Raw genomic sequence first — 18589 nt, 5'->3', positions numbered from 1 at the left:
CTACGCGACGGTGGCCGGGGCGCGGTGGTCCGCGCGGGCCCGGGCGGCCCACCACGCCAGCAGCAGCACGGTGACCACCTCGGCCAGGCCGAGGACCCGTTCGACGCCGCCCAGCGGGATCGCCCGCCACCACGCCACGCCCGTCACCGGCTGGGTGACCAGCGCCCACAGCAGCGGCGTGAAGCACAGCAGCGACACCACGCCGCCCAGCGTCACCGCCCGGGCCGGGCCGCGCCACCGCCGGTCGCGCAGCCACGGCGCCGCCGCCAGCAGCGCCGCCGCGGGCAGGCTCAGGAACGCCACCAGGCTCGCCACCCGGTGGATGTCGCCGCTCATCGACGGCCCGACCGCCCAGTTGTGCTTCTCGAACCACACGACGCCCACCAGCCCGGCGACCCACAGCGCCAGCGCCACCGCCGCGCCCGAGCCGGCCCGCAGCAGCCGCGCCCGCACCAGGGCCGCCAGCACCGCCGCCGAGCCGGCCGCCAGCAGCAGCGTCGCCGCGTCGAACGCCCAGCCGTTGTCGAGCAGGGCGTACTGGCTGATCGTGCGCCGCGACCAGCTCAGGCCCGCCGACGGCGGGGTGACGTGCAGCCAGGCGAACAGGGCGAGCGACGCCGCCACGCAGGCGGCGCCGAGGCCGGCGAGGATTCGTGGACTCATCGCCGACCAGCCTGCCAGCGGTTTCTGGACGCCGGCTGGGACGCCACGCATGACGGCACGGGACCGGGGTACGGCGACCGGGTGGACGCCTCCGTGACCTTCATCGGCAACGCCACCACCGTGCTGCGCCTCGGCGACTTCACGCTGCTCACCGACCCGGCCTTCGGGCCCGCCGGCAGCCGCGTGTACCTCGGCTACGGCGCGTGGACCCGGCGGGTCAAGGACCCGGCGCTGGCCGCCGTGCCGGTGCCCGAACTGGACGCCGTGCTGCTGTCGCACCTGCACGGCGACCACTTCGACCGCGAGGCCCGGCTGCGGCTGCCGGGGGAGCTGCCGATCGTCACCACCCGCCAGGCCGAGCGCAAGCTGCGCCGCAAGCGGTTCACCGCCGCGCAGGGGCTCGCCACCTGGGAGTCGCACACCTGGACGCGCGGGCGGCAGACGCTGCGGGTCACCTCCGTGCCCGGCCGGCACGGGCCCGGCGTCGTCGACCGGCTGCTGCCCGACGTCATGGGCTCCGTCGTGGAGCTGGCCGCCGACGACGACGTCAAGCTGCGGATCTACATCACCGGCGACACCCTCTGCCGGCCGTGGCTGGCCGAGGTGCCGCGCCGGTGCGGGCCGATCGACGTCATGCTCGTGCACCTGGGCAACACCCGGCTGCTCGGGCTGATGCTCACGATGGACGGCCGGCAGGGCGCCGAGCTGGCCCGGCTGGTCCGGCCCGCGCTGACCGTGCCCATCCACATCGACGACTACGCGGTGCAGAAGATGCGGCTGCCGGACTTCCTCACCGCCGCCACGGGACTTCGCGTGCCGAACGTGACGCCGATCGCCCGCGGCGACACGATGACGCTGGCCGTCAGGCCCTGACGCCGCGCAGGGCGTCCAGCTCGGCCAGCAGGTCCGCCACCGTGATGGGCGGGGCCGGGTCGCCGGTGCGGGCCTCGTGCATCGCCTTGGCCAGCTGCGCCCGGCGCAGCACCTCGCGCAGGTCCGCGCCGGTCATGCCGTGCGACGCGCGGCCCAGCTCGGCCAGGTCGAGGTCCGGGGCGAACATCCGGAAGCCGTCGCGCTCGTGCCGGGCGGCCAGCTCGCCGACCATCTTGCGGAGGATCTCCGTGCGGCCGCCCTCGTCGGGCAGCGGCACCGACAGCTTCACGTCGAACCGGCCGGAGCGGATCAGGGAGTCGTCCACCCGCTGCGGGAAGTTCGTCGTGGCCACCACGATGATCGTCGGGTTGTCCTCGAACAGGTCGTTCATCTCCTGCTTGAAGATGCCCGCGACCGCGTTGAACGCCTGGCTCGCCGCGTCGCCGCCCTGCCCCGCGTAGCTGATGATGCTGTCGAACTCGTCGAACAGCAGCACCGTGGGGTTCCGGTACCGGCGCGCCTCGCGGAAGATCCGCTTGATGTTGCGCTCGGACGCACCCAGCCACTTGTCGAGGATCTCCGGGGTGCGCACCTCACGGAACTCGGCGCCGATCTCGTTGGCCAGCGCCCGCGCCAGCATGGTCTTGCCGGTGCCGGGCGGGCCGTACATGAGGATGCCCTGCGGGCGGCGCGCGCCCCAGCGGGCCATCACGTCGGGGTGCCGGAACGACACCGCGATCTGCCGGAACTGCGCCACGATCGCGTCCAGGCCGCCCACCTGGTCGAGGGTCACCCGCTCGGACGACGGCGTTGCCGGCGGCGGCGCGGGCCGGGGCACGGCGCCCTCCGGTTCGAGGGCGAACTCGCGGCCGTCCAGCGGCCCCGCCAGCTCGGCCAGCACGTCGAGCACCAGGCACAGCATCGCGGGCACCGGCTCGGGCGACTCGGGCGCGACCGCGCGCACCGTCGTCAGCCCCGGCAGGTGGTCGATCGCGACCTGCAGGCCGCTGACCGCGTCGGCCCGCACGCCGACCGTCGGCGCCGGCTCCGGGGTGGGCGGCACGAACCGGCGGTACGCCTCCGTCGCCTGGTCGAGCCCGCCCACGATGCGTGCCGCCCAGGCGTCGCCCGCGGCGAGCCGCCGCTCCAGCAGCACGCCGAGCGGGTCGCGGCCCAGCGCGCCGCCGCGCGGCCGCTCGGTGGCGATCCGCGCCTCCAGCCGCACCACGGGCAGGCCGTCGCGGGTGGCGTCGGCGCGGGTCAGCAGCACCTCCCGGACGGACTCGGGCAGCTGCCCGGTCAGCAGCTGCCGGCCCGCGGTGGGGCTGTCGGGCAACGTGACCCGGCAGCCCGCGTGCTCGATGACGTCGCCCATACCCCGAGCATGCCAGCGCGCCGTGACCGCGGCCACCGCAGCCGTCACGAGAGGACGCGATCCATCAGCCGGGTCGGCAGGAGGCGATCGAGCGGCAGGGTGAGCGCCGCGTCCGGGCCGAGGCTGTACCGGGCCCGGGGCCGCCGGGTGGTGGTGATCCGCGCGATCGTCGCCGCCGCCTTCTCGGCGGTGATCGCGCGTCGCAGGAACGCGGACGGGAACCGCACCGTCGAGGAGATCAGCTCGCCGTACAGGCCGGTGTGCTCCGCGCCGCCGGACTGCACGATCACCACCTGGACGCCCTGAGTGGACACCGCCCGGCGCGGTGCGTCGCCGGCGGACTCGAACGCGGCCTTGCTGCCGGCGTACGTGCCGTAGAGGTGCCGCGCCGGGAGGCCGGGTGACCGCGGCCACCGCAGCGGTTTGCCGGGTGACCGGCGGGGAACCCGGCGGCGGTGACGCCGACAGCCCGCCGCAAGGTCCTCGCCGTCGGGCTGGTGACCGCGTTCATGTCCCTGCTCGACGTCAGCATCGTCAACGTCGCCCTGCCGTCGATCGAGGGCGGGCTGGGCCTGGACGAGGCCGGTCTGCAGTGGGTGGTCAGCGGGTACGCGCTCGCGTTCGGGCTGCTGCTGGTGCCCGCCGGGCGGCTCGGCGACGCCCGCGGCCGGCGCGGCATGTTCGTCGCCGGGCTGGCCCTGTTCACCGGCGCGAGTGCCCTGGCCGGCTTGGCGCCGGGCCCGGGCTGGCTGATCGCGGCGCGGCTGCTGCAGGGCGCGGGCGCCGGCATCATCAACCCGCAGGTGTCCGGGCTGATCCAGCAGCTGTACCGGCCGGAGGAGCGGGGCCGGCCGTTCGGGCTGCTGGGCGCGGTCATCGGGGTGTCCACGGCGGTCGGTCCGCTGCTCGGCGGCGCGCTCATCGCCGGGTTCGGCGCCGAGGCCGGCTGGCGCTGGGTGTTCTTCATCAACCTGCCGATCGGCGTCGCCGCCATCGTGCTCGGGTGGCGGTGGATCCCCGCCGGGGAACCCGCCCGCCGCCGCGAGCCGCTCGACCCCGTCGGCGTCGCGCTGCTCGGCGCCGCTGTGCTGCTGCTCCTGCTGCCGCTGGTGCAGGAGCGGCAGTGGACGTCGCCGGCGAAGTGGCTGCTCGTGCCCGCCGGGCTGGCCGTGTTCGCCGTCTTCGCGGCGTGGGAACGCCGGTACGGCCGCACCCGCGCCCCGCTGGTCGACCTGGCGCTGTTCCGCCGCCGCTCGTACGCGCTCGGCTCGCTGCTGGCGCTGTGCTACTTCGCCGGGTTCACCGCGATCTTCTTCGTGCTGACCATCTACCTGCAGACCGGCCTCGGCTACAGCGCGCTGCTGGCGGGCCTGGCCGTCACCCCGTTCGCGGCCGGCTCGGCCGTGGCGTCGGCGGCCGGCGGCCGGCTCGTCAACGCCCACGGCCGCCGCCTGGTGGCCGCCGGGCTCGCGACCGTGCTGGCCGGGCTGGCCGGCACCGTGCTGGCGCTGCACCTGGCGCCGGGGCGCGGGGCGGGCTGGGCGATGGCGCTGCCGCTGCTCGTGGCCGGGCTCGGCAGCGGCCTGGTGATCAGCCCCAACGTGACCCTGACGCTGGCCGAGGTCCCGGTGGAGCGGGCCGGCAGCGCGGGCGGCGTCCTGCAGACCGGTCAGCGCATCGGCACCGCGGTCGGCATCGCCGGCGTCGGCGCGGTCTTCTTCAACCGGCTGGCGGCGAGCGGCGGCGACTGGTCCGCGGCGGTGCGCCCGGCGCTGCTGGTCACCGTCGGCTTCGTCGCGGTGGCGCTGGCGGCGGCGGTGGCGGACATCCGGGCCGACCGGCGCGCGCAGGATCGTGCCGCGGGCGAACCCGTCGGCGCCGGTACGCCACACTGATCCGGTGCTGATCGCCGAGCTGCCCGACCTGCCGATCGTGGCGGCGCTGCCGGCGGTGCGCGACGCGCTGGCCGGCGCCGGTGCGGCCGTGCTGGTCGCGCCGCCCGGCACCGGCAAGACCACGGTGGTGCCGCTGGCGCTGGCCGACGCCCGCGGCAAGGTCGTGGTGGCCGAGCCGCGCCGGGTCGCCGCCCGGGCCGCCGCGCGCCGGATGGCGGCGCTGCTCGGCGAGCAGGTCGGCGGCCGCGTCGGCTACACGGTGCGCGGCGAGCGGCGCACCGGCCCGGACACCGTGGTCGAGGTCGTCACCACCGGCGTGCTCGTGCGCCGGCTGCACCGCGACCCCGAGCTGGCCGGCACCGCCACCGTGATCCTGGACGAGTGCCACGAGCGGCACCTCGACTCCGACCTGGCGCTGGCGTTCCTGGTGGACGTGCGCGCCGCCCTGCGCGACGACTTGCGGGTGCTCGCCACGTCCGCCACCGCCGAGGCGCAGCGCCTGGCCGAGGTGCTCGGCGGCCCGGTCGTCGAGGCGGCGAGCGTGCTGCACCCCGTCGACGTGCGGTGGTGCCCGCCGGCCGGCCCGGTCACCCCGCCGCACGGGCTGCGCGTCGACCCCCGGCTGCTCGACCACGTCGCCGCCACCGTGCGCCGGGCGCTGGCCGAGGGCGACGGCGACGTGCTGGCGTTCCTGCCGGGCGCCCGCGAGATCGGCGACGTGGCCCGGCGGCTGTCCGGGGTGCCCACGGTCGCCCTGCACGGCCGGCTGTCCGGCGCCGACCAGGACGCCGCGCTGCGCCCGGGCGGCGGCCGCCGGGTCGTGCTGGCCACCGCCGTCGCCGAGAGCAGCCTCACCGTGCCGGGCGTGCGGGCCGTCGTGGACGCCGGGCTGAGCCGGGTGCCGCGCACCGACCACGCCCGCGGCCTCGGCGCGCTGGTCACCGTGCCGGTGTCCCGGGCCGCCGCCCACCAGCGGGCCGGCCGGGCCGGGCGGGAGGCGCCCGGGCGGGCGTACCGGTGCTGGTCGCAGGCGCAGCACGACCGGCTGCCCGCCCAGCCGGAGGCGGAGATCGCCGCCGCCGACCTCACCGGGTTCGCGCTCGACCTGGCGCTGTGGGGCCACCCCGACGGCGCCGGGCTGGCCCTGCCCGACCCGCCGCCCGCCGGGGCGCTGCAGGCGGCCGCCGCGACGCTGCGGGCGCTGGGCGCGGTCGGCCCCGACGGGCGCGTCACCGCCCGCGGGCGCGCCCTCGCCGGCGCCGGCACCCACCCGCGGCTCGCCCGCGCCCTGCTCGACGGGGCCGCGGCCGTGGGCGCCCGGCGGGCCGCCGAGATCGTCGCCCTGCTCGACGAGCGGCGCGGGTCCGGCGACGACCTGGCCGCCGCGTGGCGGGCGGCCCGCGGCGACCCGGCGTGGCGCGCCGAGGCCCGCCGGCTGCAGCGCGCCGCCGGTGACGCGCCCGACCCCGGCGGCCTGCCCGACGACCTGGCGGCCGGGCTGGTCGTCGCCCTGGCGTACCCGGAGCGGGTGGCCCGGGCCCGGGAGCCGGGCGGGCGGGCGTACCTCATGGCGGGCGGCACCGCCGCGGACCTGGCGCCCGGCAGCGGCCTCGCCGCCGCCGGCTGGCTGGCCGTCGCCGACGCCGACCGGGCGCCCGGCGCGGCGTCCGCGCGGATCCGCGCCGCCGCCCCGCTCGACGAGCCGGCGGCCCGGCGCGCCGCCGCCGCCCTGCTCGCCGACGAGACCGAGGTCGGCTGGGCCGGCGGCGACGTCGTGGCCCGCCGGGTCGAGCGGCTCGGCGCCATCGTGCTGGCCGAGCGGCGGCTCACCGACCCCGACCCGGACGCCGTGCGTGCCGCGCTGCGCGAGGGGCTGCGCCGCGAGGGCCTCGCCCTGCTGGACTGGCGGCGCGCGGCCACCGAGCTGCGCGCCCGGCTCGCGTTCTGCCACGCCGCGCTCGGCCCGCCCTGGCCCGCCGTCGACGACGCGGCGCTGCTCGCCGCGGACTGGCCCGACCTCGGCCGGGCCCGCCGCCGCGCCGACCTGGCCAAGATTGATGTCGCCGGGGCGCTGCGCGGGCTGCTGTCCTGGCGGGAGGCGGCCCGGCTCGACGCGGTCGCGCCCGAACGGCTCACCGTGCCCAGCGGGTCGCACGTGCGCGTCGACTACACCGACCCCGCCGCCCCCGTGCTGGCCGTGAAGGTGCAGGAGGCGTTCGGCTGGCGCGACGCCCCGCGGCTCGCCGACGGCCGGGTGCCGGTGCTGCTGCACCTGCTGTCGCCCGCCGGGCGGCCCGTCGCCGTCACCCGCGATCTGGCCTCGTTCTGGGCAACGGGTTACGCGCAGGTCCGCGCGGAGCTCCGGGGCCGCTATCCTCGCCACCCGTGGCCGGAAGATCCGTCCACCGCGGCGCCGACGCGGCACACCGCCCGCCGCGCCCGGCAGTGACCACCCGACGAGGGGGAGGCGCGGTGCGGCACCCGGCCCGGATCGTCCCGCTCGCGTTCCTCGCGGCGGTGACCGTCGGCACCCTGCTCATGATGCTGCCCGCCGCCCGGGCCGAACCTGGGCACGCGCCGTTCGTCACGGCGCTGTTCACCGCCACGTCCGCCGTCTGCGTGACCGGCCTGGCGGTCGTCGACACCGAGAGCTACTGGTCGACGTTCGGCGAGGTGCTCATCACCGTGCTGGTGCAGGTCGGCGGCATCGGCATCATGACGATGGCGACGCTGCTCGGCCTGCTCGTCTCCCGCAAACTCGGGCTCAGCGGCCGGCTGCGGGCCCAGGCCGAGAGCGCCGGGCTGATCAGCGGCAACGTGCGCGGGGTGCTGCTGCGCGTCGCCGGGTCGCTGCTGATCGCCGAGGCGGTCATCACGGCGATCCTGACGCTGCGGCTGCGCCTGCACTACGGCTACCCGTGGGGCCGCAGCCTGTACGAGTCGGCGTTCCACGCCGTGCAGTCCGTCAACAACGGGGGGTTCGCGCTCTACCCCGACAGCCTCACCCGCTTCGTCGGCGACTGGTGGATGTGCGTGCCGCTGTCGCTGGGCGTGCTGTTCGGCTCCATCGGCTTCCCGGTGCTGTTCGAGCTGTTCCGGGAGTGGCGCCAGCCCGGCAAGTGGTCCACCCACACCCGGCTCACCGTGTGGGGCACGGCGCTGCTCAGCGTCGGCGGCTTCGCCGTCTTCCTCGTCTTCGAGTGGAGCAACCCCGACACGCTCGGCGGGCTCGGCGTCGCCACCAAGGTGCTCGCCGCGTTCACCCAGGACGTCATGACCCGCTCCGGCGGCTTCAACAGCGTGGACCTGGGCGACCTCAACGCCGAGACGATCGCCGTCACCAACGCCCTGATGTTCATCGGCGGCGGCAGCGCCAGCACCGCCGGCGGCATCCGGGTCACCACGTTCCTGCTGCTGGCGTTCGTGATCTGGGCGGAGCTGCGCGGCGAGCCCGACGTCGTCATCAAGCACCGCCGCATCGCCGAGGAGACCCAGCGCCAGGCCATCACCATCGCGCTGCTCGGCGTCGCGCTGGTCGCCACCGGCACCCTGGCCCTGGTGTGGCTCACCGACGGCGTCGAGTTCGACCGGGCCCTGTTCGAGGTGACGAGCGCGTTCGCCACCGTCGGGCTCAGCACCGGCATCACCCCGAACCTGCCGGAGCCGGCCCAGGTGGTGCTCGTCATCCTGATGTACGTGGGCCGCGTCGGCACCGTCGCCGTCGGCACCGCCATCGCGCTCAACACCCGCCGCCGCAAGTACCGATACCCGGAGGAGCGACCCCTTGTCGGCTGACAACGGCACCGGCACCGAGGACAACGTGGTGGTCATCGGGCTCGGCAGGTTCGGCGGCGCCGTCGCCAAGAGCCTGCTGGACCTGGGCCACGAGGTGCTCGGCATCGACGAGAACCAGGAGATCGTGCAGGACTGGGGCGACCGGCTCACCCACGTGGCGGCCGCCGACTCCACCGACGAGGACGCCCTGCGCCAGCTCGGCGTCCCCGACTTCACCCGGGCCGTCGTCGGCATCGGCTCGAACATCGAGGCCAGCGTGCTCACCGTCGTCGCGCTCACCGAGCTGGGCGTCGGCGACATCACCGCCAAGGCGTCCAGCTCCAAGCACGGCAAGATCCTGCGCTCGATCGGCGTGCACCACGTCGTCTATCCCGAGCAGGCGATGGGGGAGCGGGTCGCGCACCTGATCACCGGCAAGATGCTCGACTTCATCGAGTTCGACGACGGCTTCGCCATCGCCAAGGTGCGCGCGCCCCGCGACGCCGCCGGCCGCTCGCTGGCCGACGTCGGGCTGCGCACCCACTACGGCGTCACCGTCGTCGGCGTGAAGCGGCCCGGCGCCGACTTCGAGTACGCCCGGCCGGAGACCGTGGTGCCGCGCGGCTGCACGCTCATCGTGGCGGGCCCGACCGCTTCCGTGGAGCGGTTCGCCGCCGTCACCTGATCAGGTCGCGGGCTGCAGCCGGCGGTCCGGCGTCAGCCAGTGCAGCAGCGACCGGGCGGCCGCCACGACCAGCTCCCGGTCGTACGTGACGGCGTGGTCGAACTCCCGGTCGCCGTCCGGGCCGGTCGACCCCGCGTCGCGGGCCACCAGGGCGGCGGCGTGGTGCGGGCCCACCACGATGACGTTCCACTCGCCGCGCAGCGGGTCGTCCGCGCCGAAGTCGGCGCCGCGCACGCCCGGGGCCGGCTCCGCGGGCAGCCCCGCGCCCAGGGCGGCGACCAGCGGGCTGCGCCGCGCCAGGCCGGCGAAGCGGCGCGCCGTCGCCGGCGTGAAGAACTTCTCCTCCTGGAAGCAGGCGAGCAGCACCGGCGGCTGCGCCCCGGCGCCCGCGTCGGCCTCCAGCATGCGGCTCGTCGGCATGAGCAGGCTCTTGGTGGTCCGGGTGACCGGCCGCTCGGCCGCCACGATCGAGTACGGCGTCGCCGAGCGCTCCCGGGCGGGGTCCGCCGCGGGCGCGCCCAGCAGCGGCAGGGCGGTCCCGGCGGCCCGCCCGGCGGGCAGCGGCCCGGGCCGCCCGAAGTGCCAGCCCTGGCCGACCACGGCGCCCATGCTGCGCGCCACCGCCAGCTCCCGCTCGGTCTCGATGCCCTCGGCCAGGATCAGCGCGCCGCTGCTCTCCGCGTACGCCCGCACCGCGCCGACCACCCGCGCGGTGTGCGGCTCGTGCGGGGAGCGCAGCAGCTGCATGTCGAGCTTGACGACGTCCGGGTGCACGAACGGCATCAGCGCCAGCGAGTGCGGGTCGGCGCCGACGTCGTCGAGCGCCACGCCCCAGCCGGCCTCCCGACACTGCGCGGTGGCCGCCAGCAGCGCCGACGGGTCGGCGGCGATGGACCGCTCGGTCATCTCGGTGACGACCCGCAGCCGACGCTCCGCCCGCGCGGTCACGTCCGCCAGGTCGGCGGGGCAGCCGGCCCGCCACGCGGTCGGCTCCATGTTGACGAACAGGGCGGTCGAGCGGTCCAGCCCGGCGGCCAGCGCCGCCTCGTATGCCCGCGCCCGGCACACCCAGTCCAGCTCGGCCTCGCGCCCGGCCGCTCGCGCGGCGGCGAACAGGGCCAGCGGCGACTCCCACGGCGTCCCGGCGGGCCCGCGGGTCAGCGCCTCGTAGCCGGCCACCCGGCCGGTGCCGATCTCGACGAGCGGCTGGAACACGGGGGTGACGGTGCGGGCGTCGAGCACGGCGTGGATGTCGGGCACGATGATCTGATCGGCGGGCGGCGTGCCGACCTGACATCCGACCGACGCATCCGTGCCACGGCCGCATGGGGGACCGGGCGGGGGGTAGGCGGAGGACACATCCCTGCGTACGGAGGACAGACTCGTGGACACACTCTCCCGATCCCTGCACGACGTCGGCCTGGCCGCCTGGTTCGGCGGCTCGCTGGCCAACGCCGTGTCGCTGAACAAGGCCGCGGGCGAGGCGAACGACGCCCGCGCCGCCGGCCAGGTCGCCAACACCGGCTGGAACCGGTGGACCCCGGTCAACGCGGCCGCCATCGGCGCCCACCTCGCGGGCAGCATCGGCCAGCTCGGCGGCAACTCGGGCCGCCTGTTCGCCCAGCAGGGCGTGGGCGCGATGGCGTCGGCGAAGACCGGCCTGACCGTGGCCGCGCTCGGCGTCACCGGCTACAGCCGCCTGCTGGGCCGCAAGGTCAACCAGCAGACCGACGTGCCGGTCGAGTCCGGCACAGAGCCGACCATCACGACGCCGGAGGAGGTCGTCAAGGCGCAGCGCCAGCTCAAGGTGCTGCAGTGGGCGATCCCGGCGATCACCGGCGCGCTCATCGTCATCAGCGCGTTCGCCGGCGAGCAGCAGCGGCCGCAGGCCGTGCGGAAGGGCCTGCTGGCCCGCTTCACCCGCTGAGCGCCGCCGTCAGGCGGTCGGGCCGGCCTGCGTCTCCTGCACGCCGGACCCGCCGCTCGGCCTGTGGCCGGGCCCGGGCGGCGGGCCCGGCTGCGCCGGCACCCGGACGGGCTCGGGCTCCGTGGCCGGGGGCCGCCGCCGGGCGGCCACCCCGGCGGCGATCGCGGCCACCACCGCCGCCGCCACCACGGCGACGACCACGGTGTCCGGCAGGTCGAGCAGCTTGAGGGCGCTGGCCAGCAGCACCACGACCAGGGCCGAGCGAACGAGGCCCGCCGGGGCCCGCGACGACACCCGGGCGCCGATCAGGACGCCGGGCACGGACCCGACGAGCACCGCCGCCGCGACGTCGAGGTGCAGGTCGCCGAAGAGGGCGTGGCCCAGGGCGGCCGCCGTGACCAGCGGGATCGCCTGCACCAGGTCGGTGCCGACGACGTCGTTGGCGCGCAGCATCGGGTACAGCACCAGCAGCGCCACGATGATCAGCGAGCCGGACCCGACCGACGTGAGGCCGACCACCAGCCCGCCCGCCACGCCCAGCAGCACCGTCGGCACCGGCCGCACCGTCAGCGGGGCGGGGACCGCCGTGCGGTCGCGGCGGGCGGTCCACGACTTGGCGACCAGCCCCGCGGCGGCCAGCAGCAGCGCCACGGCGAGCGCGGTGCGGATCGCGTTCTGGACGGCGGCGTCGTCGCCGAGCAGGCGCAGCAGCAGCACCCCCAGGAACGCGGCCGGGACGCTGCCCGCGCACAGCCAGCCGACCAGCGCCCAGTTCACCGTGCCGCGCCGGGCGTGCACCCACCCGCCGAACGGTTTCATGACGGCGCTCGCGGCCAGGTCGCTGGAGACCGCGGCGACCGGCGGCACGCCGAAGAACAGCACGAGGATCGGCGTCATGAGGGCGCCGCCGCCCATGCCGGTCAGCCCGACGACGATCCCGACCCCGAGGCCCGCCAGGGCCATCGTCGCATCCATGGGACGGAAGTCTCGGCGGCTGGGACGGAATTGTCTACTAACCCGGTCGAATCGGTGAAGATCGTGTCGGGGCCGGGTCAGTTCTCCGGCGGCGGCCCGCTCAGCGTGGTGATCGCGCTGAGCAGCGTGGAGCGGTGGAACGGCTTCTCCACCATGAGGCTGTTGCCGTCGAGGGTGACCTGCGGGCCCAGCGCCGCGGCGGTGTAGCCCGACATGAAGATCACCGGCAGGGCCGGGTGGTGCTCGCGCAGCGTGGCGGCCAGTTCCGGGCCGGTCATCTCGGGCATCACCACGTCGGTGATCAGCAGGTCCACCGGCGCGCCGGCGGCCACCTTCGCGGCGGCGTCGCGGGCGTCGGTGACCACGGTGACGCCGTAGCCGGCCCGCTCCACGAAGCGCTGCACCAGCTGCGCCACGTCCGGCTGGTCCTCGACCACCAGCACGTGCCCGATCGGGCCGTTGGCGGCGGGACGGTCCCCGCCGGGCGCCTCCGGCACGGCGGCCGGCAGCCGCAGGTGCACGGTCGTGCCCATCTTCGGGGCGCTCTCCAGCTCGATGTGCCCGCCCAGCTCGCGCACGATGCCCGCCACCGTGGCCAGGCCCAGCCCGGCCGCGTTCGACTTGGTGCTGTAGAACGCGTCGAACGCCTTGGCGCGCACCTCGTCGCTCATCCCGGCGCCGGTGTCGGTGATGGTCAGGTGCACGGTGGGGGCGCCGTCGACGGGCGCCCCGCTGCCCGCCGCGACGCGCAGCACGCCGCCGTGCAACATCGCGTCGCGCGCGTTCGCCACGAGGTTGACCAGCGCCTGCTCCAGCGGGCCCCGCTCGGCGCGCACCGGCGGGGTGCCCGGCTCGAGCGTCACGTCCAGGCCGATGTGCTCGCCGAGGATGCGGCTGAACAGCGGCTGCACGTCGGCCAGCAGGTCGGCGACCCCGATCGTCTCGGCGCGCCCGCCGTCCGACCGGCCGAACGCCAGCAGCTGGTGGATCAGCCGCCGCCCGTTGTCGGCCGCCTGCACGATGTCGCGGGCCAGCTGGTGCTGCGCCGAGTCCTCGTCCGCCGACGCGCTGATCATGTCGGCGGAGCCGGCCACCACCGTCAGCAGGTTGGTGAACTCGTGCGAGACGCCGCCGATGAGCTGGCCCAGGCCGTCGAGCCGGCGCAGGTGGTCCAGCTGGCGCTTCAGGCCACGGGCGTCGATGTGGTCGGTCGTGTCGGTGATCATGCACAGCACGCCGTCCGGGTCGCCGGTCAGCGTGGTCAGCGGCGTCATCGCCATCCGCACGGTGCGCACGGAGCCGTCCGCGCGCACGATCCGGCTCTCGCCCACCGTCGCCCGGCCCGCCCGGCACTCGGCGGTGCGCCGGGCCAGGTCGGCCTGCCCGCGGGCGTCCAGGAAGCCGGTCAGCGCCAGGCCGGTCAGCTGCTGGTGGGGGACCCCGAGCAGCACCCCCATGGGCTCGTTCGCGTAGGTGGTGAGCCCGGCGGCGTCGAGCTGGAGCACCCCCTCCGGCATGGTCTGCAGCACCAGGCGGTAGCGCTCCTCGCTGGCCCGCAGCCGCGCCGTCGCCCGGGCCGACGACAGCGCCAGCCCCACCTCGCCGGCGACCTCGCGGGCCAGTTCGGCGTCGTCGGCCGAGTAGGTGGCGCCGCGCATGGTGCGCACCAGCACCAGGTGCCCGGCGGTGGTGTCGTCGACGATCACGGGGCAGAGCAGGGCGGCCTGCACGCCGGCCTGCTCGACGAGGGCGTCGCCGGGGCCGAGCACCAGCGGGCGGCGGGTGGCGGCGAGGCGGGCCGCGTACGGGTCGTCCGCGGGCGTCGACCCGGCGCGGTCGAGCGCCCCGGTCAGCTTCAGCGACCACGTCGCGTCGGGATGGTGGAAGGCGATCGGTCCGTAGCGGCCGTCCTCGCCGAGGACCAGGAGGCCGGCGCCGTCCCCGACGACGTCGGCGGCGGCGGCGGCCCCGGTCGCGCACACGGTGCCCACCTGGGAGCAGCACCGGTCGAGGGCCTGGGCGAGGTCGGCGAGCTTCTGTGCGGTCACGGGCATGGTCCGTAGTGTCCGTGCGCCCGGCCGCTCCGTGGGGCGGTTCGGCGATCCTGCAACCGAGCCCTCAGATCGCGCCGGGGCACGCCGAACAGGGCGATGGGCCGGGACTCCGGCCGCGTCCGCCCGTGCCCGTCCCCGTGCCTTTCCCCGTGCCCTGGAGGGTCCTGCCATGCCGCAGCCGGAGTCCGGCGCCGACGTCACGGTCACCGTGCCGCGCAGCCCCCTGCTCGCCGCGCTCGCCGACCGCAGCCTCACCGCCAAGAGCGTCATCCCGGCGGCCGCGATGGCGCTGGTCGCGCTGCTGCTCGCGGGCCTCACCGTCTACCGGGTCGCCGAGATGCGCGACGACCTGGTGTCGATGAAGGCGCGGCAGGTCGACGGCCTGCAGGAGATCGCGAACATCCGCGCGGGCGTGAGCGACATGATCCGCGGCATCCTGGTCACCACGCTGGCCCGGGACGACGCCGCCACCCTGCAGAGCGGGCGCGCCGCGGTGCGCGACGCCGACCGGCGGGTCGACGAGGCCGTCGCCCGCTACGACGCGATCGCCCCCGCCGAGACCGCCCGGCACGCCAAGGTGGCCGCGTTCGCCGAGGCCATGCGCACGTACCGGGGGCTGCGCGACGTGGTGCTGTTCCGCGAGCCGGCGCCCGCGGGCGTGTCGGTGCCGCCGGAGGCGCAGCAGGCGGCGGCGTTCGAGTCCGTCGAGCAGGTGATGAACACCGCGATCGGCGAGTTGCAGGCGGCGGAGGACGCCGAGGGCGACGCGCTGGCCGCGGAGGTGCGGGACGAGTACCGGTCCGCCCTGGCCCTCACGCTCACCGCGCTGCTCACCGGCCTGCTGCTCGCCGGGGGCGTCACCTACGTGGTCGCCCGGCTCGTCCGGCGGCAGCTCGCCACCGTCCAGCGGGCGCTCGGCGCCGTCGCCGACGGCGACCTGACCGTGCCCGCCGAGGTGCGCTCCCGCGACGAGCTGGGCCGGATGGCCACCGCCGTCAACCGCGCCCGCGACGGCCTGCGCGACACCGTCGGCGCGCTCACCGCCGGCTCGCACACCCTCGGCACCAGCACCGGCCGGCTCGCCGGCGTGACCGGCCGCATCGCCGACAGTGCCCAGGAGGCCGCCGCTCAGGCGGGGGTCGTCGCGACCGCCGCCGAGGACGTCTCCGGCAACGTGCAGACCGTCGCGGCGGGCAGCGAGGAGATGGGCGCCTCGATCCGCGAGATCGCCCAGAACGCCAACGACGCCGCCCAGGTCGCCACGCAGGCCGTCGGCGTCGCCGAGCACACCAACCGGACCGTCGGCAAGCTGGGCGCGTCGTCCGCCGAGATCGGCAACGTCGTCAAGGTCATCACGTCGATCGCCGAGCAGACGAACCTGCTGGCCCTCAACGCCACCATCGAGGCGGCCCGCGCCGGCGAGGCCGGCAAGGGCTTCGCCGTCGTGGCGAGCGAGGTCAAGGACCTGGCCCAGGAGACCGCGAAGGCCACCGAGGACATCTCCCGGCGTGTCGAGGCCATCCAGTCCGACACCGCCGGCGCCGTCGACGCCATCGCCGAGATCTCCCGGATCATCCAGACGATCAACGGCTACCAGCTCACCATCGCCTCCGCCGTCGAGGAGCAGACCGCCACCACCGGCGAGATGAGCCGCAGCGTGGGCGAGGCCGCCGCCGGCAGCACGGCCATCGCCGCCACCATCGGCGGCGTGGCGCGGGCCGCCCAGGCCACCACCGCCAGCCTGGCCGAGGCGGACACCGCCGTCGCCGACCTGACCCGTGTGGCCGGCGACCTGCGGGAGATCGTCGGCCGCTTCCGGGTCTGACCGGCCGCCCGTCAGGTGTTGATCCACTCCGTGGCGACCGTGCCCGCCGCGGTGGTGCACTCGATCCGGATCGGGCCCCGGCGCACGGCCGGCAGGGCGAAGCAGCCCACCTCGTCCGCGGTCGTCTCGGCCGCCGTGCCCGCGACGGTCAGCAGCCGCACCGTGCCGGGACCCGGGGGCACCAGCTGGCCCTCGATGCCCGCGTCGCCGATCTCCACCTCGACGCGCAGCTCGCCCAGCCCGAAGACCAGGTTCCGCGGCGCGCCCGACAGGCTCGACCGGACCAGGGCGGTCCGGTCGAGGTGCGAGTCGTAGAGCAGCCCGGCGAGCTCGGTGTCCGGGTCGGACGCCAGCCAGGCCCGGGCGGCGCCCGCCGCGGCGATCACCCGCTGGCCCGTGGGGTCCGGCCGCAGGGCGTCCGTGACGTCGAGGATGAGCTCGTCATCGTCATTCCAGTTCCGCGATGGCATGGCGTCCACCCTCCGTTCGTGCGACCTCGGCGTTCGCCTCCAGGTACGCCCGCACCGCAGACGTACCCCGCAGCTTGTCGAGGATGCGGCTGCGGGTCGGGCCGATGCTGCCGACCGGGATGCCGAGCAGCCGGCTGATCTCGGCGTACGCGTACGGCGGGTCCGCCGCGAGCATCATGAGCAGCTCCCGCTGCTGCGGGGCGAGTTCGGCCAGCCCGTCCAGCAGCACCTGCCGGCGCTCGGTGGCCAGCAGGACGGCGTCGATGTCCTCCGTGCCGGCGATGTCCGCCCGCACCATCGTCAGCGGGTCCACCGCGACGCTGCGGCCGGTGGTGCGCAGGTGCCGCTCGCACTCGTGCCGCGTCGTCGTGACCAGCCAGCCCGGCAGGGCGGCCGGCTCGCGCAGCTGCCCCAGGTGCTCCACGAGCCGCAACCAGACCAGCTGCGCCACGTCCTGGGTGTCCGCCGGTGGCAGCCGGTACCTGCGGATCACGTGGCCGACCAGCCCGGCGAACCGCCTCACGAGCTCGTTCCACGCGTCCTCGTCGCCGTCGATCCCGGCGCTGACCAGCGCGCGCAGGTCGTCGTGGTCCATCGTCGCCCCCTGTGCATCACTGCAGTCCTTCGAGGATCACCAGTGCCGAACCGTAGTCCTTCATCGGGGTGCCGAGGCGGTCGAGCTTCGCCACGGCCGTCTGCGCGTCCACGTCGTCCTCGGCGCAGATCCGGGCCAGCGCGCCCGCGATCTGGGGCGCCGCGAACGACGTGCCGCTCCACAGCGCCCACGCGTCCGGGCCGAACTCCTCCGGCTGCGGGTCGAAGACGGGCGACTCCTTGCCGGTGACGAACGTGGAGCTGACGCCCTCGCCGATCGTCGAGAAGCGCACGTGCGCGCCGTGGCTGGACCACGCCGCGGCGGTGCCGGCCGGGGTCAGGGCGGCCACCGCGAGCACCCCCTCGATGGCGGCGGGGAAGCACCTGCGGCCGGTGCCGAAGTTGCCCGCGGCCGCCACGATCACCGGCGGGTTCTCCGCGGCCAGCACGTCGCGCACCGCGCCCTCCATGGCGGGCGGCGGCCGGTCGTCGGGGGTCTGCCCGCCCAGCGACAGGCTGATGATGTGGGCGCCGTCGGCGTGCGCGGCCCGGACGGCGTCGGCGATGTCGTCGTCGGCGGCGAAGCCGTCGGTGTCGGCGGCCCGGTACATCAGCACCTCGGCGGCCGGCGCGACCTGCTGCACCAGGCCTGCCACGAAGCTGCCGTGGCCGGCCTGGAAGTCGAGGAAGCCGTCGTGGCCCGAGGGCAGCACGTCCAGCTCGTCGACGTCGTCGAGGGTGCGCTGCAGGTTCAGCCAGCCGTCGCTGTCCCGGCGGCTGCGCGGCAGGCCGGTGTCGATGACGGCGACCCGCACCGTGCGCCGGGCCGGGTGGTCGCGCAGCCACGCCTCGCGGTACTCGCCGAACGGCGCCAGCGGCGCGGCCGCCAGCGGCTCCGGGCCGCCGATGCCCTTGCCGACCGCGGCCATCGTCAGCAGCGCGTTCGGCCACGCCGACTCGCCGGCCTCGTCGCAGCTGCGCACCAGCTTCGGCACGACCGAGGCGCCCCGCTTGAACTGCCGCAGCCGCACCAGGTCGCCGCGGCCCGGCCACCGGCAGGCGCCGTACTCGCGGAAGTGCTCGCGGTCCAGCAGGCCGCGGACCGCCTTGTGCCGGTACGCCGCGGCCGGCATGACGATCTCGTTGCGCGCCACGTAGCAGGTGCCGCGGTCGTCGTGCAGCGCCTCCGGCTGCGGCAGCTCGTGCCGGCCCGAGCGGCGGCCGATCAGGATGCCCACCAGGGTGTCCTGGTTGACCTGGCCGCGGCCGCCCAGCTCCGCCAGCTGGACGGCCAGCACCTGCTGGAGGCGGGCGACGTCGCCGCCGTAGGATTTCGCGGGGTAGTCCTTGGCGAAGGGACGGTTGGCAACGGCCTCGGAGTCCGAGTTCATGGGGGGTGTCCTGGTCTCTCTCGGGGCGAGCGGAAGTTGGTCCGTTGAAGGAAATAGAGACAGCTGACGACCTGGTGATACACGCTCG

16 protein-coding genes are annotated in these 18589 nt (G+C 76.1%); 7 read left to right on the top strand and 9 right to left on the bottom strand.

All coding sequences use genetic code 11. The features are described 5' to 3' along the window. Complete coding sequence (locus tag Sya03_RS11185) at positions 1–663, bottom strand: DUF998 domain-containing protein (RefSeq protein ID WP_203938167.1); 663 nt, start codon at positions 661–663, stop codon at positions 1–3. An 81-nt stretch (positions 664–744) separates the two neighbouring features. On the opposite strand from Sya03_RS11185, the gene Sya03_RS11180 reads away from it, so the two are divergent. Continuing rightward, positions 745–1536, top strand: coding sequence for an MBL fold metallo-hydrolase (locus Sya03_RS11180; RefSeq protein WP_203938166.1), 792 nt, complete (start codon positions 745–747; stop codon positions 1534–1536). Here Sya03_RS11180 and Sya03_RS11175 read toward each other — a convergent pair. Both Sya03_RS11175 and Sya03_RS11170 read right to left on the bottom strand, forming a co-directional pair. Next, complete coding sequence (locus tag Sya03_RS11175; RefSeq protein WP_203938165.1) at positions 1526–2911, bottom strand: ATP-binding protein; 1386 nt, start codon at positions 2909–2911, stop codon at positions 1526–1528. The genes Sya03_RS11180 and Sya03_RS11175 overlap by 11 nt on opposite strands. 44 nt (positions 2912–2955) lie before the next feature. Then, positions 2956–3225, bottom strand: a complete 270-nt coding sequence (locus tag Sya03_RS11170; protein WP_203938164.1) for a hypothetical protein — start codon at positions 3223–3225, stop codon at positions 2956–2958. A 195-nt stretch (positions 3226–3420) separates the two neighbouring features. On the opposite strand from Sya03_RS11170, the gene Sya03_RS11165 reads away from it, so the two are divergent. The 4 genes from Sya03_RS11165 to Sya03_RS11150 are packed head-to-tail and all read left to right on the top strand — an operon-like array spanning position 3421 to position 9265. Then, entirely contained in the window at positions 3421–4806 is a 1386-nt protein-coding gene (locus Sya03_RS11165; RefSeq protein ID WP_203938309.1) for an MFS transporter, read from the top strand. Between the two features lie 7 nt (positions 4807–4813). Then, positions 4814–7255 (top strand): ATP-dependent helicase HrpB, encoded by a 2442-nt coding sequence (hrpB, locus tag Sya03_RS11160; protein WP_203938308.1) that lies wholly within the window; start codon positions 4814–4816, stop codon positions 7253–7255. A 23-nt stretch (positions 7256–7278) separates the two neighbouring features. Next, positions 7279–8601 carry a TrkH family potassium uptake protein gene (locus tag Sya03_RS11155; protein ID WP_239107340.1) on the top strand — a complete coding sequence of 441 codons (1323 nt, stop codon included), beginning with the start codon at positions 7279–7281 and terminating at the stop codon, positions 8599–8601. Further along, on the top strand, positions 8591–9265 hold the full coding sequence (locus Sya03_RS11150; protein ID WP_239107338.1) for a potassium channel family protein: 675 nt from the start codon (positions 8591–8593) through the stop codon (positions 9263–9265). The genes Sya03_RS11155 and Sya03_RS11150 overlap by 11 nt, the downstream gene beginning before the upstream one ends. Here the strand turns inward: Sya03_RS11150 and Sya03_RS11145 are convergent, their stop codons facing one another. After that, a complete protein-coding gene (locus Sya03_RS11145; RefSeq protein ID WP_203938163.1) occupies positions 9266–10525 on the bottom strand; it encodes a sensor domain-containing phosphodiesterase in 1260 nt (419 codons plus the stop codon). Between the two features lie 124 nt (positions 10526–10649). On the opposite strand from Sya03_RS11145, the gene Sya03_RS11140 reads away from it, so the two are divergent. Next, entirely contained in the window at positions 10650–11192 is a 543-nt protein-coding gene (locus Sya03_RS11140) for a hypothetical protein (protein ID WP_203938162.1), read from the top strand. A 9-nt stretch (positions 11193–11201) separates the two neighbouring features. Here the strand turns inward: Sya03_RS11140 and Sya03_RS11135 are convergent, their stop codons facing one another. Together Sya03_RS11135 and Sya03_RS11130 are read right to left on the bottom strand one after the other, a co-directional pair. Further along, positions 11202–12167 carry a sulfite exporter TauE/SafE family protein gene (locus Sya03_RS11135; RefSeq protein WP_203938161.1) on the bottom strand — a complete coding sequence of 322 codons (966 nt, stop codon included), beginning with the start codon at positions 12165–12167 and terminating at the stop codon, positions 11202–11204. 77 nt (positions 12168–12244) lie between these two features. Next, on the bottom strand, positions 12245–14221 hold the full coding sequence (locus Sya03_RS11130) for a response regulator (protein WP_203938160.1): 1977 nt from the start codon (positions 14219–14221) through the stop codon (positions 12245–12247). A gap of 169 nt (positions 14222–14390) precedes the next feature. Here Sya03_RS11130 and Sya03_RS11125 point away from each other — a divergent pair, with 169 nt between their 5' ends. Next, on the top strand, positions 14391–16046 hold the full coding sequence (locus Sya03_RS11125; protein ID WP_203938159.1) for a methyl-accepting chemotaxis protein: 1656 nt from the start codon (positions 14391–14393) through the stop codon (positions 16044–16046). Between the two features lie 11 nt (positions 16047–16057). On the opposite strand, the gene Sya03_RS11120 is transcribed toward Sya03_RS11125, so the two are convergent. Genes Sya03_RS11120 through Sya03_RS11110 form a run of 3 tightly spaced genes read right to left on the bottom strand, consistent with a single transcriptional unit; the run spans position 16058 to position 18501 of the window. Continuing rightward, the gene (locus Sya03_RS11120; RefSeq protein WP_203938158.1) at positions 16058–16516 is read right to left on the bottom strand and encodes a hypothetical protein; all 459 of its coding nucleotides are present in this window, start codon (positions 16514–16516) and stop codon (positions 16058–16060) included. After that, positions 16494–17111 (bottom strand): RNA polymerase sigma factor, encoded by a 618-nt coding sequence (locus Sya03_RS11115; RefSeq protein ID WP_203938157.1) that lies wholly within the window; start codon positions 17109–17111, stop codon positions 16494–16496. Before Sya03_RS11115 ends, Sya03_RS11120 begins: the two co-directional genes overlap by 23 nt. A gap of 16 nt (positions 17112–17127) precedes the next feature. Next, entirely contained in the window at positions 17128–18501 is a 1374-nt protein-coding gene (locus Sya03_RS11110; RefSeq protein ID WP_203938156.1) for a S8/S53 family peptidase, read from the bottom strand. Positions 18502–18589 lie beyond the last annotated feature (88 nt).

Origin of the sequence: Spirilliplanes yamanashiensis, from assembly GCF_016863475.1 — a bacterium.
Taxonomy (GTDB): Bacteria; Actinomycetota; Actinomycetes; order Mycobacteriales; family Micromonosporaceae; genus Spirilliplanes; species Spirilliplanes yamanashiensis.
This window is presented reverse-complemented; position numbering and strand designations above follow the sequence as displayed.

Bases quoted from the DNA above. Each gene is read 5' to 3' on its own strand.
- Sya03_RS11175 (WP_203938165.1), bottom strand. From the start codon at position 2,911: ATGGGCGACGTCATCGAGCACGCGGGCTGCCGGGTCACGTTGCCCGAC.
- Sya03_RS11110 (WP_203938156.1), bottom strand. From the start codon at position 18,501: ATGAACTCGGACTCCGAGGCCGTTGCCAACCGTCCCTTCGCCAAGGAC.
- Sya03_RS11115 (WP_203938157.1), bottom strand. From the start codon at position 17,111: ATGGACCACGACGACCTGCGCGCGCTGGTCAGCGCCGGGATCGACGGC.
- Sya03_RS11120 (WP_203938158.1), bottom strand. From the start codon at position 16,516: ATGCCATCGCGGAACTGGAATGACGATGACGAGCTCATCCTCGACGTC.
- Sya03_RS11130 (WP_203938160.1), bottom strand. From the start codon at position 14,221: ATGCCCGTGACCGCACAGAAGCTCGCCGACCTCGCCCAGGCCCTCGAC.
- Sya03_RS11135 (WP_203938161.1), bottom strand. From the start codon at position 12,167: ATGGATGCGACGATGGCCCTGGCGGGCCTCGGGGTCGGGATCGTCGTC.
- Sya03_RS11165 (WP_203938309.1), top strand. From the start codon at position 3,421: ATGTCCCTGCTCGACGTCAGCATCGTCAACGTCGCCCTGCCGTCGATC.
- Sya03_RS11125 (WP_203938159.1), top strand. From the start codon at position 14,391: ATGCCGCAGCCGGAGTCCGGCGCCGACGTCACGGTCACCGTGCCGCGC.
- Sya03_RS11185 (WP_203938167.1), bottom strand. From the start codon at position 663: ATGAGTCCACGAATCCTCGCCGGCCTCGGCGCCGCCTGCGTGGCGGCG.